Annotated in this window: 19 protein-coding genes; 8 read left to right on the top strand and 11 right to left on the bottom strand. The window is 42.6% G+C overall.

Annotated elements, in window-relative coordinates; all coding sequences use genetic code 11:
- Positions 1–83 precede the first annotated feature (83 nt).
- A complete protein-coding gene (locus I3254_RS09795) occupies positions 84–902 on the bottom strand; it encodes a DUF2939 domain-containing protein (protein WP_238052728.1) in 819 nt (272 codons plus the stop codon).
- 255 nt (positions 903–1,157) lie between these two features.
- On the opposite strand from I3254_RS09795, the gene dnaJ reads away from it, so the two are divergent.
- From dnaJ to I3254_RS09810, 3 genes are all read left to right on the top strand, one after another.
- Entirely contained in the window at positions 1,158–2,294 is a 1,137-nt protein-coding gene (dnaJ, locus tag I3254_RS09800; protein ID WP_057757637.1) for a molecular chaperone DnaJ, read from the top strand.
- A 173-nt stretch (positions 2,295–2,467) separates the two neighbouring features.
- Complete coding sequence (gene dapB / locus I3254_RS09805) at positions 2,468–3,298, top strand: 4-hydroxy-tetrahydrodipicolinate reductase (protein WP_238052729.1); 831 nt, start codon at positions 2,468–2,470, stop codon at positions 3,296–3,298.
- Between the two features lie 77 nt (positions 3,299–3,375).
- Positions 3,376–4,302 carry a hypothetical protein gene (locus I3254_RS09810; RefSeq protein ID WP_238052730.1) on the top strand — a complete coding sequence of 309 codons (927 nt, stop codon included), beginning with the start codon at positions 3,376–3,378 and terminating at the stop codon, positions 4,300–4,302.
- 83 nt (positions 4,303–4,385) lie between these two features.
- On the opposite strand, the gene I3254_RS09815 is transcribed toward I3254_RS09810, so the two are convergent.
- The 8 genes from I3254_RS09815 to erpA form a co-directional block, all read right to left on the bottom strand.
- Entirely contained in the window at positions 4,386–5,561 is a 1,176-nt protein-coding gene (locus I3254_RS09815; RefSeq protein ID WP_102078237.1) for a type III PLP-dependent enzyme, read from the bottom strand.
- 146 nt (positions 5,562–5,707) lie between these two features.
- The gene (gene def, locus I3254_RS09820) at positions 5,708–6,262 is read right to left on the bottom strand and encodes a peptide deformylase (RefSeq protein ID WP_057757649.1); all 555 of its coding nucleotides are present in this window, start codon (positions 6,260–6,262) and stop codon (positions 5,708–5,710) included.
- A gap of 211 nt (positions 6,263–6,473) precedes the next feature.
- Positions 6,474–6,728: a GlsB/YeaQ/YmgE family stress response membrane protein gene (locus I3254_RS09825; RefSeq protein WP_057757652.1), complete on the bottom strand. Its 255-nt coding sequence runs from the start codon at positions 6,726–6,728 to the stop codon at positions 6,474–6,476.
- A 341-nt stretch (positions 6,729–7,069) separates the two neighbouring features.
- Complete coding sequence (gene mpl, locus I3254_RS09830) at positions 7,070–8,551, bottom strand: UDP-N-acetylmuramate:L-alanyl-gamma-D-glutamyl-meso-diaminopimelate ligase (protein WP_238052731.1); 1,482 nt, start codon at positions 8,549–8,551, stop codon at positions 7,070–7,072.
- 260 nt (positions 8,552–8,811) lie between these two features.
- Positions 8,812–9,450: a copper resistance protein NlpE N-terminal domain-containing protein gene (locus I3254_RS09835; protein ID WP_102078207.1), complete on the bottom strand. Its 639-nt coding sequence runs from the start codon at positions 9,448–9,450 to the stop codon at positions 8,812–8,814.
- Between the two features lie 442 nt (positions 9,451–9,892).
- Complete coding sequence (locus tag I3254_RS09840) at positions 9,893–10,405, bottom strand: disulfide bond formation protein B (RefSeq protein WP_238052732.1); 513 nt, start codon at positions 10,403–10,405, stop codon at positions 9,893–9,895.
- Between the two features lie 52 nt (positions 10,406–10,457).
- Positions 10,458–12,032: a glutamate--cysteine ligase gene (gene gshA, locus I3254_RS09845; protein WP_238052733.1), complete on the bottom strand. Its 1,575-nt coding sequence runs from the start codon at positions 12,030–12,032 to the stop codon at positions 10,458–10,460.
- A 353-nt stretch (positions 12,033–12,385) separates the two neighbouring features.
- A complete protein-coding gene (gene erpA / locus I3254_RS09850; protein ID WP_057757666.1) occupies positions 12,386–12,766 on the bottom strand; it encodes an iron-sulfur cluster insertion protein ErpA in 381 nt (126 codons plus the stop codon).
- 835 nt (positions 12,767–13,601) lie between these two features.
- On the opposite strand from erpA, the gene I3254_RS09855 reads away from it, so the two are divergent.
- Positions 13,602–15,623: an ATP-binding cassette domain-containing protein gene (locus I3254_RS09855; protein ID WP_238052734.1), complete on the top strand. Its 2,022-nt coding sequence runs from the start codon at positions 13,602–13,604 to the stop codon at positions 15,621–15,623.
- 72 nt (positions 15,624–15,695) lie between these two features.
- On the opposite strand, the gene I3254_RS09860 is transcribed toward I3254_RS09855, so the two are convergent.
- Positions 15,696–16,058: a septal ring lytic transglycosylase RlpA family protein gene (locus I3254_RS09860; RefSeq protein WP_238052735.1), complete on the bottom strand. Its 363-nt coding sequence runs from the start codon at positions 16,056–16,058 to the stop codon at positions 15,696–15,698.
- Positions 16,059–16,557: 499 nt separating this feature from the next.
- On the opposite strand from I3254_RS09860, the gene I3254_RS09865 reads away from it, so the two are divergent.
- From I3254_RS09865 to I3254_RS09880, 4 genes are all read left to right on the top strand, one after another.
- Positions 16,558–17,049, top strand: coding sequence for a DUF3015 family protein (locus I3254_RS09865; RefSeq protein ID WP_238052736.1), 492 nt, complete (start codon positions 16,558–16,560; stop codon positions 17,047–17,049).
- Positions 17,050–17,177: 128 nt separating this feature from the next.
- The gene (locus I3254_RS09870) at positions 17,178–19,232 is read left to right on the top strand and encodes a DUF4105 domain-containing protein (protein ID WP_238052737.1); all 2,055 of its coding nucleotides are present in this window, start codon (positions 17,178–17,180) and stop codon (positions 19,230–19,232) included.
- A 152-nt stretch (positions 19,233–19,384) separates the two neighbouring features.
- Entirely contained in the window at positions 19,385–20,410 is a 1,026-nt protein-coding gene (locus I3254_RS09875; protein WP_238052738.1) for a DnaJ C-terminal domain-containing protein, read from the top strand.
- Positions 20,411–20,510: 100 nt separating this feature from the next.
- Positions 20,511–20,834 carry a chaperone modulator CbpM gene (locus I3254_RS09880; RefSeq protein WP_102083164.1) on the top strand — a complete coding sequence of 108 codons (324 nt, stop codon included), beginning with the start codon at positions 20,511–20,513 and terminating at the stop codon, positions 20,832–20,834.
- A gap of 80 nt (positions 20,835–20,914) precedes the next feature.
- Here the strand turns inward: I3254_RS09880 and sstT are convergent, their stop codons facing one another.
- The gene (gene sstT / locus I3254_RS09885) at positions 20,915–22,117 is read right to left on the bottom strand and encodes a serine/threonine transporter SstT (protein ID WP_057757687.1); all 1,203 of its coding nucleotides are present in this window, start codon (positions 22,115–22,117) and stop codon (positions 20,915–20,917) included.
- Between the last annotated feature and the right edge of the window lie 17 nt (positions 22,118–22,134).

Below are 22,134 nucleotides of genomic sequence, written 5' to 3' on the forward strand. Positions count from 1 at the left end.
ACCGCCTTATGAATCAGTTCATAAGGCGGTTTTTTATGGTTCTATTCAGACATTTTTGCATCTCAAAAGCTGTCTTAAATAATTTATGGTAAGACGATATCAACGATTTTCCAATTGATAAGCCCTTCACGCTGCATCTCGATAGTGAGAGGGTAGCCTTTTACCTGACCACTAATACTAAAGCAATTAATACCGCAGTAGCTAAGCGTTGGCTTTTCACTGTCATTGCCTTGGGCTACTTGCTGCTCAAGTTCTGCCGCTTGTTTTTTCATGACTTGCTGTATTTGGCTTTTGACCACGGCATCGACATCACCGCGCTGAATGATTAAGCTTTGAATTAGGTTTTTCAAGTCAACTTGATCGCTAGCGATGGCCCATGCTGCGGCTAGCTCTTTGGTTGCTGTATTGGCTTGACCTTGGGTATTAATCACCTTTTCGATATTCTGCGGCGTGATGGCCCCTTCAACTGCCTGCGCGATAAAACCATTCGCGGCTTCGGTCAACGGCTCACCACCCAATTCAGAAATTAATGGATACTTAGTCATTGTCGTCGCAAATTGGCTGGTTAGCTGATTTTGGACGCTTGGTCGCACTTGCTCATAATCAATAGCCGCTGCGATAGTGGCACCGTCTTTATCATCATAAGCGTTTTTGAGCTGATAAGCGCTGTAATAAGGCGAGCCTGCATACACTGCTACCGCAATGATGATTAATAGAATAACCAGCTTTTTCATAAGACTTGATACCTTGTCGCAATCGTCATCAATATGAGTATAAATGACCGTAGATGTGGCGGTAAATATTAGCACGACTGGGCACTGCTCAGGTACGAAAAGCTTTGCAGTAACCTTAATGAATCGTTTGGCTTTTGCCGCAGCGATGCCAACTGCTAATTTCGTCATTTAAGAGCTTGATAAATCAGCAGACCATCTCCATAAATAGCGCAAACTTTTTATAATTGATTTGGCTAAGCAGCCTTCACCGTATTTGTTGGTTAAGTCTAAGCATTATGGTTCTATAGCATGGTGAGTTGTTGTGTTTCATGTGAAACGTTATACATATCCATTAGCTAAGAACCACGAATAAGATTAAGACAATTATCAATTGAGCTGATGACTTGACGAGCCGGTGTGGCTGTAAAGACGATAGGAGAGAGCATGAGTAAGCGCGATTTTTATGAAATATTAGGTGTCAGCAAGACCGCTGACAGCAAAGAAATTAAGCGAGCCTACCGTAAGCTTGCCATGAAATACCATCCAGATCGCAACTCTGATGATCCTGATTCGGAAGACAAATTCAAAGAAGCTTCAATGGCTTATGAAGTATTGAGCGACGAAGAGAAACGTTCAGCCTACGACCGTATGGGCCATGCAGCCTTTGAAAACGGCATGGGTGGCGGCGGCTTCGGCGGCGCAGGTGGCGGCAACTTCCAAGATATCTTTGGCGATATCTTTGGTAACTTCGGTGATATCTTCGGTCAGCAACGTGGCGGCGGCGGTGGGCGTTCGCGTCGCGGCTCTGACTTGCGTTATGTGATTGAGCTGACATTAGAAGAAGCTGTACGTGGCTGCAAAAAAGAAATCAGTTTCACGGCTCCTGCGCCTTGTGATACCTGTGATGGTAAAGGGGCAAAAAATGCGTCTGATGTGGTTACCTGTCAGACTTGTCATGGCCAAGGTCAAGTACGTATGCAGCAAGGTTTCTTTGCGGTACAGCAAGCTTGTCCTCATTGCGGCGGTACTGGTAAACAGATCAAAAACCCTTGTTCGGACTGTCATGGCAATGGCGTAAAAGACAAATCACGCACGTTAGAAGTCTCTATCCCTGCAGGCGTCGATGATGGTGATCGCGTTCGTCTAGCAGGTGAGGGCGAAGCGGGCGGCGCTGGCGTGCAAAATGGCGATCTATATGTCGAAGTACGGGTCAAACAGCACAATGTATTCACCCGTCAAGGTGCTGACCTATATATGGATGTACCAGTAAGTATCACTGATGCAGCATTGGGTAAAGAAGTCGAAATCCCAACCTTAGATGGCAAAGTAAAAATCAAAGTGGCAGAAGGTACGCAAAGCGGTAAGTTACTGCGTGTACGCGGCAAAGGTGTGACGCCAGTCCGTACTACTATGAAAGGTGACTTGATTTGCCGTGTGGTTATCGAAACGCCAGTAAATCTGACTCGTGAGCAAAAAGACTTGCTACGCCAATTCCAAGACACGTTGGATGATGACAGCAAGCATCAACAGTCGCCACATAAGAAGTCATTCTTCAAAAAAATCGGCGATTTGTTCGATTAAGAAACAGTCTACCTAAGTAGCTAATATTAAACCAAGCCCAAAGGTTTCACATGAAACCTTTGGGCTTTTTATTGATGGTATAAAAAGCCATTCATGTGATGATATTTGCTAAACTTACGATAAATGATAGTCAAAAATAATTTCACCAAATATAAAGCATCTAAGGTAAAAGTATGAGCGAACAAGTAAATAATAAATCTATCAATATTGGGGTAATCGGTGCAGGCGGACGTATGGGTCGTATGCTTATTGAGGCAGTACAGAATAACCCGCAAACTACATTAAAAGCAGCGATTGAGCGTCAAGGCTCTAGTCTAGTCGGTGCTGATGCAGGCGAAGTTGCTGCTATCGGTCATTTGAATGTACAAATCGTTGATGACTTAGCCGCTGTGATTAATGATATCGATGTGCTGATTGATTTTAGCTTGCCTGACGCTACTGAAAAAAACATGCAAGTTTGTGCTGAGCATAACGTCGCTATGGTCATCGGGACGACAGGATTCAATGAACAGCAAGAACGAGTACTGGCAAAAGCAAGTGAGAAAATCACTATCGTATATGCGGGTAACTATTCGACAGGCGTTAATTTATCATTGAAGCTACTCGGTATGGCTGCCAAAGCGTTTGGTAATGATGCTGATGTAGAAATCATCGAAGCCCATCATAAACACAAAATTGATGCGCCTTCTGGTACGGCATATATGATGGCCGAAGCCGTCGCAGAAGCACGCGGACAAAACCTAAAAGACGTTGCTATTTATGGCCGCGAAGGACAAACGGGCGAGCGCGAATCTGGGACAATCGGTATCCACGCGGTACGCGGTGGCGAAATCGTAGGCGACCATACTGTGATGTTTATCGCAGATGGCGAAGTGGTCGAGATTACCCATCGTGCACGCGCGCGCATGACATTTGCCGCTGGTGCAGTACGTGCCGCAACGTGGGTCGTTGAGCAGGAAGTAGGTCAGTACAACATGCAAGATGTACTTGGATTAAGTGACTAATAACTACTTATGGTTGACGATCAAGTTTAGCGTTATAACTGGTGGCTCGATGACTTAATAGCAGCAAGGGAGTAGGTATGAATAGCATTAAACGTTATATTAGTCATAGACTGATTGGTGCTGTTTGTACCATCAATCTTGCAAGCCTATCAGCCTTTGCACTGAGTCTAGCGGTTCTACCAATTACCGTACAAGCCAGCACCTCTCAAACTTATGTCATCCATACTTATGGCGGGGCTAGTTTGTTACCTGCAGTAAGGCAGCTATTAAGTAGTAGCGCAGACGGTGGCACGATGACTACCTATCAAGATAAATTGGTACTGCGAACGACGGCACGCAATTATGAGGCGGTACAGCAGTTATTGTCTCAGATTGACCGTCAGCCACAGGCATTGACGGTCGCTGTACGTGTTGGCAATAGTAGTAGCGAGCAAGGTAATATTCAGCAAAGTCAGGTCATTATTACCAATCGTGGTATCCAAGGTGCAGGGGTCATTAGTCAGCGTAGCAGCCAGCAGCAGGGTAAGAATCTATATCAAGTACAAACATTGTCTGGCAGTGCGGCGAGTATCAGCACAGGTACGCTCTACTCGCTAACTCAAACCTATAATGCTAATAACCATTTAACTTATCATCGTTCAGCTAACGATAACTTCAAACCACAGATTGTGATTCAACAGCAAATACTACTGCCAACGACACAAGGGATTGCCGTCACACCAAGATTGCTGCCTAGCGGGGAGGTAGAAGTACAACTTTCCCAAGTGGAAGAAAGTTTAGTGCAGCCGAATTCACCTTATAATCAAATGAGTTCTACTGACAATTCTACTAGCAGTGCTAGTAATCCTGTTCGAGGTCAAAGATTGAACAGTACGATGATCGTGCCACGTGGACAGTGGATGACGATTGGACAGATTTCACAAAACTCAAGCAGTAGTACCAGTAACGGTAGCCGAACTATTAATAACAATAATAGCGTGCCTGTTTCTTTGCGAGTTGACTAGTTGAACAATCAAGTCGTTAAGCACAAAAAAGCGCGACACGGGTATTAACCGTGCCGCGCTTTTTTGTGGAGCAATATTAAGTACTAGTCAATATAGACCACTTCTAGCGGTGGAAAACCATTGAACTCTACCGATGAGTACGAGTTGGTATAAGCACCAGTGGTGAGCCAATAGATTTTATCACCAATCTCAAGCTCTTCTGGTAGCTGATAGCCAGCTTCTTCATACATAATATCAGTTGAATCACAAGTTGGACCTGCCAGTACTACTGTGCCTTCACTAGTAGACGTTTCCATCTTAGGCGTATAGACAGGGTACTTGATGGCTTCACCTAGCGTCTCGATTAAGCCTTGGAATAGACCAACATCGGTATATACCCAACGAGTCAAATCGGTATCAGACTTACGAGAGATCAGTACCACGTCACTGACCAACACGCCTGAACCACCAACCAACGAACGACCCGGCTCTAAAATAATCTCCGGCATTTCGTCATCATTATAGTCATCAGTCAGATAGCTAGTAATCTCTTCTGCATAGACTTTAATAGGGTTGACTTCGCTGATGTAATTGGTCGGGAAGCCGCCGCCCAAATTAATCATTTGTAGCTTGATACCTTCTTCATTCTTCATCCAGTCAAACATATATTTAACTTTGGATAATGCATCATCCCATGCAGCGACGTCTTTTTGCTGGCTACCGACGTGGAACGAGATACCATAAGGCACCAAGCCCAACTCACGTGCTTGAACCAGTAGGTCGATTGCCATATTAGGATGGCAACCAAACTTACGTGACAATGGCCATTCTGCTGTCTCTGAGCCTTGAACCAAGATACGCACAAATACTTTAGAACCTGGAGCGTGTTTGGCAATGTTTTTTAGATCTGCTTCTGAGTCAGTCGCATATAGATCGATGCCTTTCTCAAAAGCATATTTAACATGCTCAGCTTTTTTGATGGTGTTGCCATACGAGATACGAGATGGCTCAACGCCGCAACCAAGCACGCGATCAAGCTCATAAATAGAGGCACAGTCAAAGTTAGAACCAAGGTTTGCTAGTAAATCGATTACTTCCACCGCAGGGCTAGCTTTCATTGCATAATGCAGTTTTGCATTAGGAAACAGACTTACCATTTCATGGTATTTGGTTTCGATTCGACTAAGGTCAACTACCAAGAAAGGCGTCTCGCGACCTTCAGCAGCCTTGGTAAATTTCTGCCAGCTGGCAGGTTCAAAATATTGGTCAATTTTGATCATTGTCATAGTAGTAAACCTTTTGTGGAAACTGTATCGGTTAGAAAAATTATCGCCAAACGGTGAATGCTAAATATTAACACTCACTGTGACGTAACTATGTGAAGGATAAAGACGAAATAAAAAAGATAAGAATAAAGAGTAGGGCTTTAAGAATTGACGGCTTGTGTCTGTTTTTCTGCTGATTGAGCTTCTTGCTTTTCGCGTATTTTAAGAACTTTGCGAACTTTATCACGAGCACGAGTCTGTTTAAGACGAGACAAGTAGTCAACGAAGATTACGCCATTTAGGTGATCCATTTCATGCTGGATACAAACAGCAAGCAGTCCTTCGACTACTTCGTCGATGACCTCACCGTTACCGTCTAACGCTTCAATACGGACTTTATTAGGACGTTCGACTTTGTCATAGACATCAGGTACAGATAAGCAGCCTTCTTCATACGGTTGCTTTTCTTCTACCAGTGGCGTGACTTTTGGGTTGATAAAAACTCTAGGAGAGCTTTTGTCTTCAGACAAATCCATAACGATAAGCTGAATATGATGATCCACTTGACTGGCTGCAAGCCCGATGCCTTGAGCATCATACATCGTCTCGATCATGTCTGCGATTAAGGTTTTGATTTCAGCAGTCACTTCCTTGACAGGCTTGGCGATGGTACGCAAGCGAGGATCTGGGTAACTTAAGATAGGGAGTAGTGCCATAACGCTCACCTCAATGATAAGGACAAAATAGGGTTGATATTATAAGATAAATGGGGACAAAAGTAATGCTTATCAATACTTTCGCAGTCATATGATGCTATATGTATATAGAAAGACTAAATTTCGATGATAAATGGCATAAAAAAGCCCTGCTTAACGCAAGGCTTTGTTTATATAGTATTTTAATTAGCTAGTAATCATTTATGACCAATTATGCACGGCGTTTGTTTACAATCATTTCATATAGGAACAGTAGGATAATTGCACCAATCACTGAGAATATAAGACCAGTGAAACCACCATCAGCGTTAATACCGATTAAGCCAGCTAGGAAACCACCTAGCATTGCACCAACGATACCCAATACGATAGTCATAATCCAACCCATAGGGTCGTTGCCCGGCTTAATTGCACGTGCTAATAAACCTGCAACTAAACCTACAATAATCATCCAAATGAAGCTCATGTTATTCTCCTAATATTATTAATATTTATAATGTGTTACAAGTTTTGATAAATCTATTGTAAACACTCCCTGAACGCAAAAGTAAGCATAAAATGTTACTACTGTAGGGGCTATGTGAGGAAAAAGTCCGATTTGCTATTGAGTAAGGGCAATAAGTAAACGAAAGGTTACAGAGGTAGCAGTGGTGCTAACGGCGTTTGTCAATGTGGTACCTGTAGTACTGAACTCATATAGTGAAGTTATATAAATATTAGAAATAAAAAACGCAGCCATCTATTAGATGAGCTGCGTTTGTATAGAGAAAAATAAGAAAAGCTATTTCTTGATTCTAGCTAAAAGCGTTAGCCATTATGCAATGCGGTTAATAAACGCTGATGAATCCCTTCAAAACCGCCATTTGACATAACCACAATCGCATCACCTGCTTTTGCATGACCGCTGATATGCTCAATGATAGCATCAATGCTTGATAGCACTTGTTGGTTGCCGATAGAGTCGCTAGTAGACTTAGCTTGTTCGATGACCTCTTTTAAGCCCCATTCCAAACCGGTAGGCTCGTACCATAATGTGTAGTCAGCAAGTGCCGCTGATTGAGCCAAGCTGTCTTGATGAATACCCATTTTCATAGTGTTGCTACGCGGCTCAATGATAGCCCAAATGCGTCTATCAGACAGCTTCTTTTTGGCACCATCCAATGTGGTTGTAATAGCTGTTGGATGATGGGCAAAATCATCAAAGACTAAAATGTCATTGACGTCGCCAATCAGTTCCATCCGGCGCTTGATACCAGCGAAATCTGATAAAGCAGCACAAGCAGTCTCAACACTGACACCAACATCATAGGCCGCAGCTACAGCAACTAACGCGTTATTGACGTTATGGATGCCGCTCATTGACCAGTTTACGATAGCAGAGGCATCTTCATTAGCGGCAAAACTGACTTTGAACTTACTACCGTCTTCTTGAATCAGCTCAGCCTGCCAATCGCTACTATCTTTTAGAGCACGCGCATTTTCGCTGGTATCAGCTAAAGTAGAGTCGATGACAGCAGTACGCCAAATAGGTGTCCAAACCCCTTTCGCTAGCGTATCTTCTAAACTGATGGTCGCGGCTGGCATGATAATTTTGCCAGTGCTTGGAATCATACGCACCATATGGTGGAACTGAGTTTGTATCGCATTAAGATCTGCGAAGATATCTGCATGATCAAACTCAAGGTTATTCAAAATAGCAGTACGCGGACGATAGTGAACGAACTTCGAACGCTTATCAAAGAAGGCAGAATCGTACTCATCTGCTTCAATCACAAAATAACCAGATTTATCATCATCGCTTTTATCAGCACCCAAATAGCTGCTATGGGCAAACACTTGCTGTAAGTGCTCGTCAGTCGTATCAACCAATGGCACACCGCCAATCAAAAACCCTGCATCAATACCAGCATAATGTAATATCCACGCAAGCATAGTCGTGGTTGTGGTCTTACCATGCGTACCTGCAACGGCGATTACGTGGCGTGACTGCAATACTTGCTCAGATAAGAACTGCGGACCTGAGGTATAGCGCAAGCCATTATCTAGCATATACTCAATCACATCCATGCCGCGCTTCATCGCGTTCCCAACGACAACTAAGTCTGGCGTTGGTTGCAAGTGCTCTACCAGGTAGCCCTCTTCGATAGTCACGCCAGCATTTTCGAGTTGAGTGGACATAGGAGGATAGACATTGGCATCTGAACCTGTGACCGTATGCCCAAGCGCACGTGCTAGCAATGCCAGTGAGCCCATAAAAGTACCACAAATACCAAGGATATGAATATGCATAGACGTTCCGTACGCGCTTGAATGAAAAGAATAGAGAGCTGATAAAATAAAGTGTGAAGTGCCTAGCTGTCGTCAGTAAAAATAACCACTTTGATAAACAATGATCAACCTATCAGCTTGGCAAACAAGCAATCATTGTAAAGTAAACCCTGTTCGATGACCAATAAAAAACGCCTAACAAGTAGGCGTTATGTAGCTAATGTAATTTGGCTGTTTTAGTATGTAGAGATACGCCACTAACAGTCAGCATGATGACGTTTTTATTTGCGAGATAACGTATAGTCATCCTCTAAATTATCGTGCTCATCGATCCGTATCAAATGATTGTCTTGGATATGGTAGGTCTCGATATTTTTCCCTTCATAGACAATGGTGATTTTATCATTGTCTTGTCGGTAGATGCCCGATTCGAGTAGAGGTGTTTTTGGTTTTTCAGGATTATGATAATAACTTGTTTTTAGTACGGAACCATCAGCGAATAAGTTCAATGTGACATCGATACTGTCGCAATCTGTACAAGAGACCATGCCGCCATAATCGCCCATCAATGTTGCTTGCAGCATACTGCTTTTCGCTTCTGATCGCTCCATAGAGCTGTCTGCATAGGTATCTTTATTTGACTGAGCAGCAGCAATTAATGATTGCCCTTCCACCATTTCGCCTGTTTCATCATCATTCGCTAGCTCAGCATTTCTAGCATTGTCATCTTGCAATGATTGTGAAGCCTCCTGTGATTCAGAACCAGTCGACGCGAACGTCGATACCATGTCTTTATCGGTATTGGACGAGGCACTATCACAGCCTACGAGTAGCACGCATAGTGATGCTACCAGTAACGAAGGACGCCACCGTTTTACGATAGCAAGCGTAGTAGAGCGAACGGGAGCAAAATATATCATGGTCATACCAAAAACAGTTTTTAACAAGTATTTTTCAAGCTCATCTATACTATCGACAACGTAAAGCCATTGTCAAAGATAAGGATAATAAGGCATGGGCGCGTAGTAATAATATAAATTAAGAACTTGATAGCATTATCTTATATTCAAAATACAGATAGCTTATGAGTAGAAAGCGACAAATATCTAATGCTTATCCGTTTATAAGGTAAGCTGACTAAAGATATCAAAGGCTTGAAAATATCTCTGTGGGCTTTTTGTTGTTGGCCTTATATCTAAAAGGCATAAGTTGACATTAGCGATACCTGTTGGTAACGCTAATATGGGTTGTAAGGGCGGGTTAATAGTAGACAAAAAAATAGACATTGTATCGAAGATAGCAATGTCTATTTTAAAAGCGGAACTAGGAAAGAAACCTAACGTCTTATTGAGTCATAAGATACTACTTGGAAGATTTTACGATACGCATTAATATTAAGACATGTACGATCAGCAGCACACTGAATAGAATCAACGACTGCTCAGGGATACTTAATCCCATAAGCGTCCAATCAACAGAGGCGCATTCGCCAGAACCTGCAAATACTTCTTTGAGCACTTGCAACATAGGCAAGGTATCTAGCCAATAGTCCAAGCCTGGGCCGCATGACGGTACTTGATCGGCAGGTAGGTGCTGTAGCCAAACATGGCGTATAGCCACAGCAGTAGACCAGCCAATACCTGCCAAACTACCAAGCCATAATAGCAACTTCACCACTTTGGATTTTGGACTAAACAATGCTGATATCAGGGCAAAACCGCCCATGACTATTAGACCAATACGCTGAAAAATACAGAGCGGGCAAGGCGAAAGCCCTAGATGCCGCTGTAAATAAAACAGTGCAAAGCTCATGCCTATTATGGCCATCAATACTAAAAATATTTGTAAGTTACGGTAAGTGGTCAGCTGTCGCATGGTGCGTTACTCTTATGGTTTCATCTATACAGAGGTTAGGATGCAATCAGGTTTAGCGATACTGCTGTAAAAAGTCCATAAAGTCTTCTGTCTCAGACTTCTCAATCTCAGCCTGCTGCAAGATAGACTTTTCTGCCAATACTTCGTATTTCGCTTGGGTGTTTGGACTGAGAGTCTGCTGCAATAATGACTCGCGATGCTGCTGCGCTAATGTAAAACCAAGCTGCCATAGACTACCTAAGCGTTTGCTGTCGGAATTTACTTGTGCAGAGATAGTCGACTCAGAATGTCCGGCTTTGCCTTGCATCAATGCCACTGCAGCACGGTAGTCATTGCCACCATAATGAGCATCTAGCAATGCAGCAAGTGGCTGCATACGCTCCAAATGCATCAGCATCCAGCCCTCAAGCGATTGCTCTTGACCGTTATTGATGATGTGCAGACCTTCACGGCGACCTTCGTTGACCACACGCTCTAGGTTAATAGCGAGTGCTTCTTCTTCTTCAGGCAGCAAATCAGGTGAATCGCTGAATAGACAGTAGAGCGCCATCACTTCTAAAAAGCAAGCACTAGAGAGACGAATACCAACATCGCTATAAGGATCAAGATCAATCGCACGAAACTCAACGTAAGCAATACCGCGACGCTCAAGCGCTTCGGTTGGTGTCTCACCACTCATCGCAATTTGCTTAGGACGGATAGGGCTATAGTATTCATTTTCTATCTGAAGGATATGATTATTGATCTGAATTGGGTTGCCATCTTCATCTTCCAGACCAAGCTTGGCAAAGCTCTCATGCGGTGTTTGGATCGCGCGGCGTAGTCCAGCGACATACTCTGGCAAATAGTTATAACGAATATCTAGCTGCTCTTGCACGCTATTGGTGTAGCCAAGCTTACCCATACGCAGACTGGTGGCAGTCGGTTTATAGTAGGTTGAGTCGTTCAATAGCTCTAAATCGTGCTCACGCCCTGCCAAGAAACAAGGACAAACGCTTGGACTGGCACCTAGCAAATACAAAACAAGGCTGGTCAGACGTTTAAAGTTACGAATCAACCCTAGGTATTTTTCGTTTTTGAACTCTGTCAATGTTTGGCTTTGTGCGGTCGGCGTTTTGGCTTGCCATGTCTCAAACAACGTATCACCAAAAGATAAGTTGTAATGTAGACCAGCAATCGTCTGCATGCGGCGACCATAGCGGATACCAAGGCCACTACGATATAGGGTTTTTAGCTTACCCGTATTAGAGCTACCATAATCAGCTAGTGGGATATCTTCGTCTTTAGAAGACAACATGCAAGGCATCGATAATGGCCACATCAACTCACCTTCAGGTATGCCCTGATAGACCAATACGTGCAATTGGCGCAGCATATTAAGGGTTTCTTTTGGTGAGGATTTTGGTTCAGTGATGAGCTCAAGCAGGCTTTCTGAGTAATCGGTAGTAATAAAAGGATGGGTAAGTTTTGACCCAAGTTTGGCTGGATGCGGGGTCTGTGCCAAGAAACCATCAGGCTTTACTCGCAGGCCCTCTTTTTCAATACCGCGGAGCATACCCGTTAAGTGTTGGCTATCAAACCAATTAGGGATCTCGAAATTAACAAAGCTACTCGCAAAATTACTCATAATAGTCATCTATTGTTATTTATTATGGTGGATCAAAACACGATAAGCGTTTGTCCATAAAATAGGTAAATGTTAGGTCAATAATTCCGTCAGTTTAGCTCAAAGCTGTCTTGAAAACCACGGACAATTACAAATACGATAAGCTTTAGGCAAAGCGATTTGTGAGGGTTTTGACCCTGTTTTTAATACAAATTCATCTTGAATATAGCGTTATTCTGGCCAGACAGTTTGATAAAAAAAGCATCTACCTGAGAGATAGATGCTTTGTTCATTATGCCTACAAGCCATTTGACATAGTATTGGCACACTATCGCATTATCTGAATAATCATAGCGCGACCGCGTCTATTTGGCTTATATAGAGAATGACGAACCGCAGCCGCAAGTGGTCGTGGCATTTGGATTGGTCACGACAAAACGTGCCCCTTCCAGTCCTTCAGTATAATCAACGGTCGAGCCTTGCAAGTATTGATAGCTTAGCGAATCGACGACTAACGTCACATCACCATTATCAAAATTGGCATCGTCTTCGTTTAGATCGTTGGCAAAGTTAAACCCGTAAGAGAAACCAGAACAACCGCCACCTGTCACATAGACACGTAACATAAGATCGCTATCGCCTTCTTCTTCGCGTAGACGGCGTACTTTTTGCGCCGCACTATCAGTTAGGCTTAATACGGTTGGGTCTACTGGTTGGCTTGAGCTTGGACTAAATTGGTTGGCTGATTCGTTCATATCTACCTCAGTTGCTAGGATCAAATGCGGTCGTCGTCCTGTTTGGGTTTGCAATAGGGTACTTGCAAATAAAGATACGCACGGCGTTTGATTTAATTGGGTGCTGTCATTATGGCAAAGCTATTGGTGCATTATAAGCTGTTTGTGCAATTTCAAAATAGTATTTGTGCCACCACAATATTTTATTGGCTCTATTGATAGTGGGCACTTATCTTTTAGCAGTATATCATAATGGGGGTGCTGATTCGTTTGTCAAGAGTGATGCAACTATTGAATTATTACTAGGGCGTGTCCTCATTTTAAAAATGGTGATAAAAATGAGATAAATTGCCGTCAAACGAGGAAAATAGTGCAGATAATATCGAGATATTGACCAACTATTTGACGATGTTTGGCAAAATTTAGCTGTTTTTAGCCCATTTAGAGGGCACTCGTTTGAATTGAGGACACGCCCTAATAAATGACAGTGTCCCAATTTTGATATTGTGTTGTTCAAAATAACTGCGTCAATGGGCTAAACCAATAATCAGAATAAAAAAATGATAGCGTGTGACTGTATAAAACACTACTTAATAATATTAGACAGTCTTAAAGCTTATTAGTCATATTACGGTATTTTACGGTCATAACCTTTATAATAGTAACAACCATGTATGAGCTCAAGAGTCGCTTGTGCAACTTAAGGTGTTTAGCATAATAAATACTTAGTTTTGAAATAGTTATTTAATTGTTTGCCTATGGGGCAAGCGTTTGAAATAATAGCCGCCAGTTGGCATACCCTATGTGTGTTTCTTATTGCCCTATATCTATATTATTGTTGAGATGAAGAAATTATATGATCGAATTTAAAGACGTTGGTGTTCGCCGTGATGGTCGTGAATTGTTTGCAGGTGCAAGCTTTCAGCTCCATCCAGGTCACAAAGTTGGACTGACGGGCAACAACGGCACAGGCAAATCTACCTTATTTGCGCTACTACTGACGCAGATGGGTACAGGCGATACAGAGGTCACCCTTGATAAAGGTGAAGTCAGTATTCCTGATAGCTGGCATGTGGCGCACATGGCGCAGGAAGTTGGTGCTACGACGCAGTCTGCAATCGATTATGTATTGAGCGGTGATGAGCAGTGGTATGAAATTAATGCTGCGCTAAATGATTTGAGCAGTGTCAGTGATGAGCAAATTGGTGTGCTACACCAGCAGTTTGATGAAATCGACGGATATCGTACGCCGACCAAAGCGGCGCAAATTATGGCAGGTCTTGGTTTTAAGACTAGCCAGCATGAGCTGCCTGTAGAAGGGTTTTCTGGTGGTTGGCGTATGCGCTTAAACCTCGCCAAAACCTTGATGAGCCGTGCTGACTTAATGTTACTCGATGAGCCAACCAACCATTTGGACTTGGACGCTATCTTGTGGCTTGAAACATGGATCAATGCCTATATGGGTCTGGTCATTGTGATCTCGCATGACCAAGCATTTTTAGACGCGACAGTCGGTCATATCTTGCATGTAGAGCAACAAAAAATTACCCTTTATACTGGTAACTATCAGCAGTTCATTCGTACCCGTCACGAGCGTATGGCGCAGCAGCAGCAAGCGTTTGAAAAGCAAGAAGCGACCAAGGCTCACTTGGATGACTTTATTCGTCGTTTCCGTGCTAAAGCCAGTAAAGCCAAGCAAGCACAGAGTCGTATTAAGCAGTTAGAGCGCATGGCAGAGCTATCACCAATGATGGCTGATAACCCTTTCTCGTTCCAGTTCTATGAGCCTGCAAACATGAGCTCACCGCTGATTGAGCTGACCAACGCAGATATTGGCTATAGCGATACACCGCTTCTACACAATGCCAATGTACAGGTAACACCCGATACCCGTCTTGGTTTATTGGGTATGAACGGCGCTGGTAAATCAACGTTGATTAAAGCATTAGTCGGTGAACTTGGCGTACTAACAGGGAAATATCGTGTTTCGGATACCCTAAAGCTAGGCTATTTCAATCAGCATCAAATGGATATCCTAGATGCCAAAGCCACGCCTATAGAGATGCTACGTCGCCTAGCAGGTAAAACCTCTGATGCGATGCTACGTTCATTTCTGGGTAGCTTTGACTTCCGCGGTGAGCGTATTGATACACCAAGTGAGCTATTCTCAGGTGGTGAGCGTGCACGTCTAACGCTAGCATTGATCGTTTGGCAACGTCCAAACGTCCTTGTACTCGATGAGCCAACCAACCATTTAGACTTACAAATGCGTCAAGCATTGACTATCGCCTTACAAGGCTTCAAAGGCGCAGTGGTACTGGTATCGCATGATCGAGAACTAATTGCCAATGTCTGTGATGAGCTGTATCTGGTACATGATGGCATCATCGAAGAGTTCGATGGTGACATTGGTGACTATGGTAAATGGCTAGCAGAGAAGCGCAAGCAGGAGAATGCATCAGATAAAAATACTGGTAAGAAAAAAAGCAAAAAAGAGAGCAAGAAGTTTGTTTCACGTGAAACAGATAATAGCCAAGCAAGCAACAAGTCATCTGATAACTCGTCAAACAGTAAAGCTGCGACGCCTGCACTTAGTAAAGAAGAGCAGCGTAAGCTAGCCGCTGAACAACGTAAAATGACAGCACCTATCCGCCGCGAGATAGAAGAAATAGAAAAGACATTGGCTAAGATTGATAAGCAGCTTGTAACGCTTGAAGAAAAACTGGCTGATACAGCATTGTATGAAGAGAGCCGTAAGTCTGACTTACTTGTATTACTCAATGAGCAAACAGCGCTACAGCAGCAGCATAGTGATAATGAGGAGAAGTTACTACTATCAATGACCACTTTAGAAGAGATGGAAGCTAAGTTCGTATAAAGCATTCTAGATAGTTAGTGATATAAGCAGACATAAAAAAGGGATGGCATAAGCCATCCCTTTTTTATTACATTATTCCTTACGATATTTGCCATCGCCGTACGACAGTATTTCCATCGTGGTCGTACAAAGCTGACAGTTTATTTCACCAGCAGCAGCTTTTGATAAATCAAGGATACGACCTTTAATAAAAGGTCCTCTATCCGTGATTTTTACAATTACGCTCTGCTTTGTCTTTTGATTGGTTACTTGTACTTTCGTGCCGAACGGTAACGTGCGATGTGCAGCGGTTAGAGAGTTCATGTTGAAGATACTGCCACTCGCTGTGCGCTTACCATGAAACTTACTACCGTAATAACTGGTATTGGCTGCGAAAACTGTGGTGCTAAGTAGTAGCGATAAAGTGACAACCAAAGACTTGATTAAATAAGACATTTAATACCTTTAAGCAATTAATAAAATAGACAGATGCTCTTGCCTACGTTATCTATACTCCCTATGAGTATGAATAATAGGGGATTCTACAAGAGCTAGCTTGTCATATTATTACTGCCGTGTAAAAAACTCACGAGGTCAAATACCTGTTTTTTAAGGAAAAATAGCTATTTTTTAGCAAGAATAATGATGACGTAGGTACTAAAATTAGACTTATAAAGAGTGATTCTCATAAAGAAGCCGACAAAATACTGGAAAGCCAACAACGTAATATAAATAGGTAATATATAAAGACCAAATCTATCGATATAGCATAATTATCGTTATGAAACGTTATTTAGAAATAGATAATATAATGTAAAAAAACCTTGCTATATTCTTACTATTTTGTAGAATGGATAAGGTTAGACATTATTCTAGAGTATCTATCAAATATACTCATGATAAGTTTGATATTTGGTCAAATAATTTATTTTTTATCGTCTTTCGAGGAAGTTTTATGTTGAAAAAAATTGCGTTCGCTTCAGTTGTCGCGGCAATGATTCCGTTTAGTACAGCGAATGCTGATCTTGGCTCTAAATTTAAAACGGCAGAAACTGGTCGCACTATCGAGCAGATTTATAAGCAGTGTGGTATTGGTGGTGCTTTGTTTGGTAATTCTAGCCCTATCTTAGCTATTATCTCTAACGTGACTTGGGATTTAGGTACTACGGCTGCTACTTCTGACTCTATGTCTCCTGAAACTTGCCAAGGTGGTAACGTTAGAGCTGCGGTTTTGATTAAAGAAGCCTTCCCAAGTGTTGAAAAAGATCTAGCTTCAGGCCAAGGTGCTCATTTATCTGCCCTACAAAGTGTTGCTAACTGTGATTCAGCCGCTAGCGTACGCGCACAGTATGGTCAATATACTCAGACTTCTGCCTATCGTACTGCTACGCAAGATCAAAATGCTGAGACTCTATTTAGCATCGTTAAGCAAAGCTGTGCTATCTAAATATTGAAAGTGCTAGGTATTAAGTTTTTAGTTTAATACTCAAACTTTTGATGATTTAATGATAAAAACACGTAAACCTAGTGCTTACGTGTTTTTTATTGCTCATGTATTTATGGTATCTAAATAAAATGCAAAAGATGTTTTTATGGGTGGCCTGTTTGGCTGCAACGACTATTTGCAATGCGGAAGTTGATGAAACGAATGCCTATGCTTCAGATCCAGTAATAGTAGATAACGAAAATAAGTTCTCTTCTAGTAATGATTCGGCTATCGCAGCAGACATGACTTTAAGTGATCGCGAGAACTTGTCAGATATTGAGCCAAGCGTACAACGACTCACTGAATCGCAGATACAAGAGCAAAACCGGAACTCTCAAAAAGATACCGCTATTGACCCCATAAAACTAAAATCATTGGCTAAGCACTCCCAGTGGCAACATTTATTGTTTTATAAAAATGGCAAGGCTGAAGTCATCTCACCAGATTTTTATTTGAGCAATCCTAAGCCTCGTTCAAAACGCAATTTTGATCCCTATGCAGAGCTTATAGCAACGATAGACCAAATAAATAATGAGGGCGTGGTGTGTAAGTATCCAGCCAGATATTTATGGCTTAATCATCATTTACCAGAGCTGAACGTCGATCTCAAAAACTGCTCAAAATTACCCGATGCGAATCAAGAAATAAGCCTGATCCTAGTAAGCAGCTATTTAAAAAACCCAGCTTCTTCATTTGGTCATGTACTGGTCAAAACCAACACGTCTATAGATAATATAAATAATACGAACAGTGATGTTAGAGAGCTATCTAGCGAGGACTTACTTAATAATTCATACAACTTCGGCGCTCGTATTCCAGAAAATGAGAACGGTGCAATGTACGCGCTAAAAGGACTATTTGGGTTTTATGATGCTGGGTTTTCAGAGACGGAATTTTTTAAACAAGACGCGGTATATTCCAAGAACGAGCAACGTGATATGTGGGAGTACGTGCTCAATCTAGATGCTTTTGAAACACAATTATTGAACTATCATTTGTACGAAGCAAAGTCTGCTCGATTTGACTATTATTTTATCAAACAAAATTGTGGTTATCGCTCAGGAGAGATACTTGAGCTGATAAGCGACATAAAAACGACTGAGCGAGTAGGTCCTTGGTATGCGCCAGACTATGTATTCGATCAGCTATTAGAACACGACAACGGCGCTGATTCCTTAGTGTCTTCAGTACGCTATTTGCCCTCTGAACAAACGCAACTGCGCGAGAAGTTTGTACAGTTATCTAAGCCAATACAAGCCGTCATAAACTCTGTCATTCGTACAGAAAGCACTGCCCCGCTTGCTACTTTAAACGCGGACGATAAGGCAGTTGCGCTTGATTTTCTGATCTTACATCGTACTTATAAAATCACACAAGACAATACACTGAAGCAGCGAGCTCTCAAAAGCGAATTGCTCAGTCAGCGTTTTGCGCTACCAGCTAGCAATGGTTTGGCTCAGCTGACTGTATCGAAAAAACCCTCTCCAGCATTGAGTAACAAAACCACGCAGACTACCGTCGTTTTATCTGAGGAGAGGGCAGAAGTTGGTTTATCGTTATTTGTAAAAGACCCACTGAACGCTCATACAGATATTGATAAACGTTTTGAAGCCGTAAAAGCGTCACTGGGTTATAGCTTTGATATGCATCAATGGACATTGACGGATTTCGTGTTTTTAGACATGCAGCAGATTGAAGATCTTAGACAACCGTTATCGGGCGAACCTAAACTGTCTTGGCAATTGAAAACAGGCGCTCGTACAGACATGTTTACTGGCAATCGGCATAGCCCTTACGCACAAGCTGGCGTTGGCGCAGGCGCTAAGTTTGGTAAACATATACTTGGCTATGGTATGGTCAATGCGACGGTCCATGATCAAGATAGACACGCAGATATCGGTATTGAGCTTGGCTTACGTATGAAACGTAATAACCAAAGTGCTGAATTGTCTTACGTAACTTCAAAGCGAGAAGGGCGCACTGCTATTGATGTTGCCAAATTGATATTACGCCAGCAGCTATCAAAGAATAACGACGCCAGACTTATAGTGACGTATTCAGACACTGTGATGGCCGATAATAGCGTAGTGTTAGGTGATTCAAATACGATAGATGCTGCTATCGCTTGGCATCATTACTGGTAATATTTATATAACGGTGTTTGTTGTAATTATTGTTATGATGATAAGTAGGCTACAAAAAGTTGCTATAGCAAAATTTAGTAGCCATTTATACCGTATCGTTTGAAATTGGCAGACTGATACCACTAATATGTTTTTATTTTGGGGAAAATAACATGGCAGAGAAAAACTACTATGACATTTTAGGGGTCAAAAAAGACGCCTCAGACGCTGATATCAAAAAAAAATACCGTAAGCTCGTTCGTCAATACCATCCCGATGTCAGTGATCATCCAGATGCTGATAATAAGATTGCAGAAATAAACAACGCTTACGAAACGATCAGAGATAAAGAAAAGCGCGCTGAATATGACGCTATGCTCAATAATCCGTTCGCGGGTCAAAATAGATCAAGTGGGTTTGGGGGCAGTGGGCAAACCGGCGCAGGTCAAGGTGGTTTTCGCTGGGAAGATATCAAAGATCAGTTTGGTGACGGTGAGGCCTTTGGTGATGGTGGTTTTCGCTTCGATGACATTTTTTCAGCATTTGGTCGCGGCGCACGTGGGTCAACTGGTGGACAAACGGGCAGTCGCTCTCAAAGCAGCGGCTTCGATCAATTTGGTGGCGGCTTTGGGACGCAAGATAGCAAAGGTCAAGATCAGCATGCCGAGATTACCGTTGATTTATCTTCAGTCTATAGTGGCGACGACTATAGCATTAAGCTAAACGTCCCTGTTCGTCAGCCCAATGGTAATGTCGACTACGACAATAAAACCCTTAAGATAAAAATCCCTAAAGGTATTACTGACGGTAAGCAAATTCGTTTAGCAGGGCAAGGTGCTGCTGGTAGCAGTAATGGCAAAAATGGCGATTTGTTTTTGAAGGTTAAAATTCGTCATGATGCCAATATTCGTATAGAAGGCGCAGACGTTTATCAAACCGTGAATATTGCACCGTGGGAAGCGGCATTGGGTGAAAAAATCAACATCAGTACGCCAGCGGGTACGCTTGGTGTGACCATTCCTAAGAATAGCAAGTCTGGTAGCAATTTACGTCTTAAAGGCAAAGGTATCCCTGCCAAGCAAGCAGGTGACTTGTATCTAACTTTAAATATCGTCAATCCTGATGTCAGTAGTGATGCGTCGAGACAGGCTTATGAGCAGCTAAAGCAAGCCTTTGCTGATATCAATATTAGTCGTTAAACAAGATTATGAATAACTGTCATTTATTACTGAAGTAATAGACGAATAGCAGAGATGAATACGATACCGATGAAATAAAGAGAAAACGAGGATAATAGCTATGAACCACTCGACTGAATTTACAGACATCATCATGAGCTTAGATGAACTGGTCTCTGCCTGTGGCCAAGAGCGCCAATGGGTCATCGAATTAATCGAAGAAAATATCATTGAATATGATGTACCAGAGCATGAGAAGTTTACTGGTTATCAGCTGACGACAGTGCGCCGTGCATCGCGATTGAGTCGTGATTTTGAAGCCAGCGTACCTGCCATTGGATTGATACTTGAGCTGTTAGATGAGGTTGAGCAACTGCGCCAACTCAAACGTCAAATAGAGCAGCAAACACCAGTCATCGAAGTCGACATAGACAATCTAAAGTAACCAAATAATCAAAATAACACATAAAAAAAGGGCCCTTTAAAGGCCCTTTTTAATATTTATAGAAAACATTTCAGCAAAAATTAACGCGAATACGTCGGATCAGCTGCTGCTGTAAATAATACATCAGTAGAAGAGTTCAAGGCAGTCTCAGCTGAATCCTGAATCACACCGATGATAAAGCCAATCGCAACCACTTGCATCGCGATATCATTTGGAATGCTAAATAAGCTAGCAGCGAGTGGAATCAATAGTAATGAACCACCAGCAACACCAGAAGCACCGCAAGCACTAATCGTAGCAACCAGACTGAGTAGCAGCGCTGATGCAAACGTCACTTCGATACCCAACGTGTGAGCAGCAGCAAGCGTTAAGACATTAATGGTAATCGCAGCACCAGCCATATTGATAGTGGCACCTAGTGGAATGGTCACCGAATAAGTGTCTTCATGCAATCCAAGCTTACGGGCAAGGTTCATATTGACTGGAATATTGGCCGCTGAACTGCGCGTAAAGAAGGCGGTAATTCCTGATTCGCGCAGACATCTGAACACGAGTGGATAAGGATTTTTGCCCGTTTTAATAAGGACGATAAGCGGATTGGCGACCAACGCAATGAATAACATACAGCTGATTAATACCATTAAGATACGCGCGTAGCCTGCCAAAGAAGCAAAGCCTGTCTCAGCAACCGTGCTAGCGACTAGGCCTAAGATACCAAATGGGGCTAAAGCAATAATCCATTTAACCACTTGTGAGATGGCATCAGCAAAATCACCGACAACATTGCGAGCAGTATCACTGGCTTGGCGCAATGCAAAACCGATAATAATTGCCCATGCTAAGATACCAATATAGTTGGCTTCAGCGATTGCATTGATCGGATTAGCAACCAAGTTCATGAGCAAGTTCGTCAAGACTTCTTTTAGGTCGGCAGGTGGTACTTGCGCGATATCGGCGTTGATCAAGACCAGCTCAGTTGGGAACAAAAAGCTGGCACCGACTGCCGTTAGCGCTGCCAAAAAAGTGCCGAACATGTACATGATAAGCACAGGCTTTACGTAGACTTCATTGCCACTGCGATGTTGACTAATGGCTGCCATAACCAGAATAAATACTAGGATGGGAGCGACTGCTTTTAGTGCGCCGACAAATAGTGTACCGAGCAACCCTATGGCGGTGCCGATACTTGGCGCTAGCCAACCAATCAATACCCCTAACACCAAACCAATAATAATAAGCGGCACCAGCCCTATACGCTGATACATCGCAATCAATGAACGCATCTGTACACCCTCAAGTC

The sequence above is a fragment of the Psychrobacter sp. Ps2 genome, from assembly GCF_022129405.1.
GTDB lineage: Bacteria > Pseudomonadota > Gammaproteobacteria > Pseudomonadales > Moraxellaceae > Psychrobacter.

Excerpts from the sequence above, each read along its gene's own strand:
- I3254_RS09795 (WP_238052728.1), bottom strand. The coding sequence starts at position 902 with ATGACGAAATTAGCAGTTGGCATCGCTGCGGCAAAAGCCAAACGATTC.
- dnaJ (WP_057757637.1), top strand. The coding sequence starts at position 1,158 with ATGAGTAAGCGCGATTTTTATGAAATATTAGGTGTCAGCAAGACCGCT.
- dapB (WP_238052729.1), top strand. The coding sequence starts at position 2,468 with ATGAGCGAACAAGTAAATAATAAATCTATCAATATTGGGGTAATCGGT.
- I3254_RS09810 (WP_238052730.1), top strand. The coding sequence starts at position 3,376 with ATGAATAGCATTAAACGTTATATTAGTCATAGACTGATTGGTGCTGTT.
- I3254_RS09815 (WP_102078237.1), bottom strand. The coding sequence starts at position 5,561 with ATGATCAAAATTGACCAATATTTTGAACCTGCCAGCTGGCAGAAATTT.
- def (WP_057757649.1), bottom strand. The coding sequence starts at position 6,262 with ATGGCACTACTCCCTATCTTAAGTTACCCAGATCCTCGCTTGCGTACC.
- I3254_RS09825 (WP_057757652.1), bottom strand. The coding sequence starts at position 6,728 with ATGAGCTTCATTTGGATGATTATTGTAGGTTTAGTTGCAGGTTTATTA.
- mpl (WP_238052731.1), bottom strand. The coding sequence starts at position 8,551 with ATGCATATTCATATCCTTGGTATTTGTGGTACTTTTATGGGCTCACTG.
- I3254_RS09835 (WP_102078207.1), bottom strand. The coding sequence starts at position 9,450 with ATGATATATTTTGCTCCCGTTCGCTCTACTACGCTTGCTATCGTAAAA.
- I3254_RS09840 (WP_238052732.1), bottom strand. The coding sequence starts at position 10,405 with ATGCGACAGCTGACCACTTACCGTAACTTACAAATATTTTTAGTATTG.
- gshA (WP_238052733.1), bottom strand. The coding sequence starts at position 12,032 with ATGAGTAATTTTGCGAGTAGCTTTGTTAATTTCGAGATCCCTAATTGG.
- erpA (WP_057757666.1), bottom strand. The coding sequence starts at position 12,766 with ATGAACGAATCAGCCAACCAATTTAGTCCAAGCTCAAGCCAACCAGTA.
- I3254_RS09855 (WP_238052734.1), top strand. The coding sequence starts at position 13,602 with ATGATCGAATTTAAAGACGTTGGTGTTCGCCGTGATGGTCGTGAATTG.
- I3254_RS09860 (WP_238052735.1), bottom strand. The coding sequence starts at position 16,058 with ATGTCTTATTTAATCAAGTCTTTGGTTGTCACTTTATCGCTACTACTT.
- I3254_RS09865 (WP_238052736.1), top strand. The coding sequence starts at position 16,558 with ATGTTGAAAAAAATTGCGTTCGCTTCAGTTGTCGCGGCAATGATTCCG.
- I3254_RS09870 (WP_238052737.1), top strand. The coding sequence starts at position 17,178 with ATGCAAAAGATGTTTTTATGGGTGGCCTGTTTGGCTGCAACGACTATT.
- I3254_RS09875 (WP_238052738.1), top strand. The coding sequence starts at position 19,385 with ATGGCAGAGAAAAACTACTATGACATTTTAGGGGTCAAAAAAGACGCC.
- I3254_RS09880 (WP_102083164.1), top strand. The coding sequence starts at position 20,511 with ATGAACCACTCGACTGAATTTACAGACATCATCATGAGCTTAGATGAA.
- sstT (WP_057757687.1), bottom strand. The coding sequence starts at position 22,117 with ATGCGTTCATTGATTGCGATGTATCAGCGTATAGGGCTGGTGCCGCTT.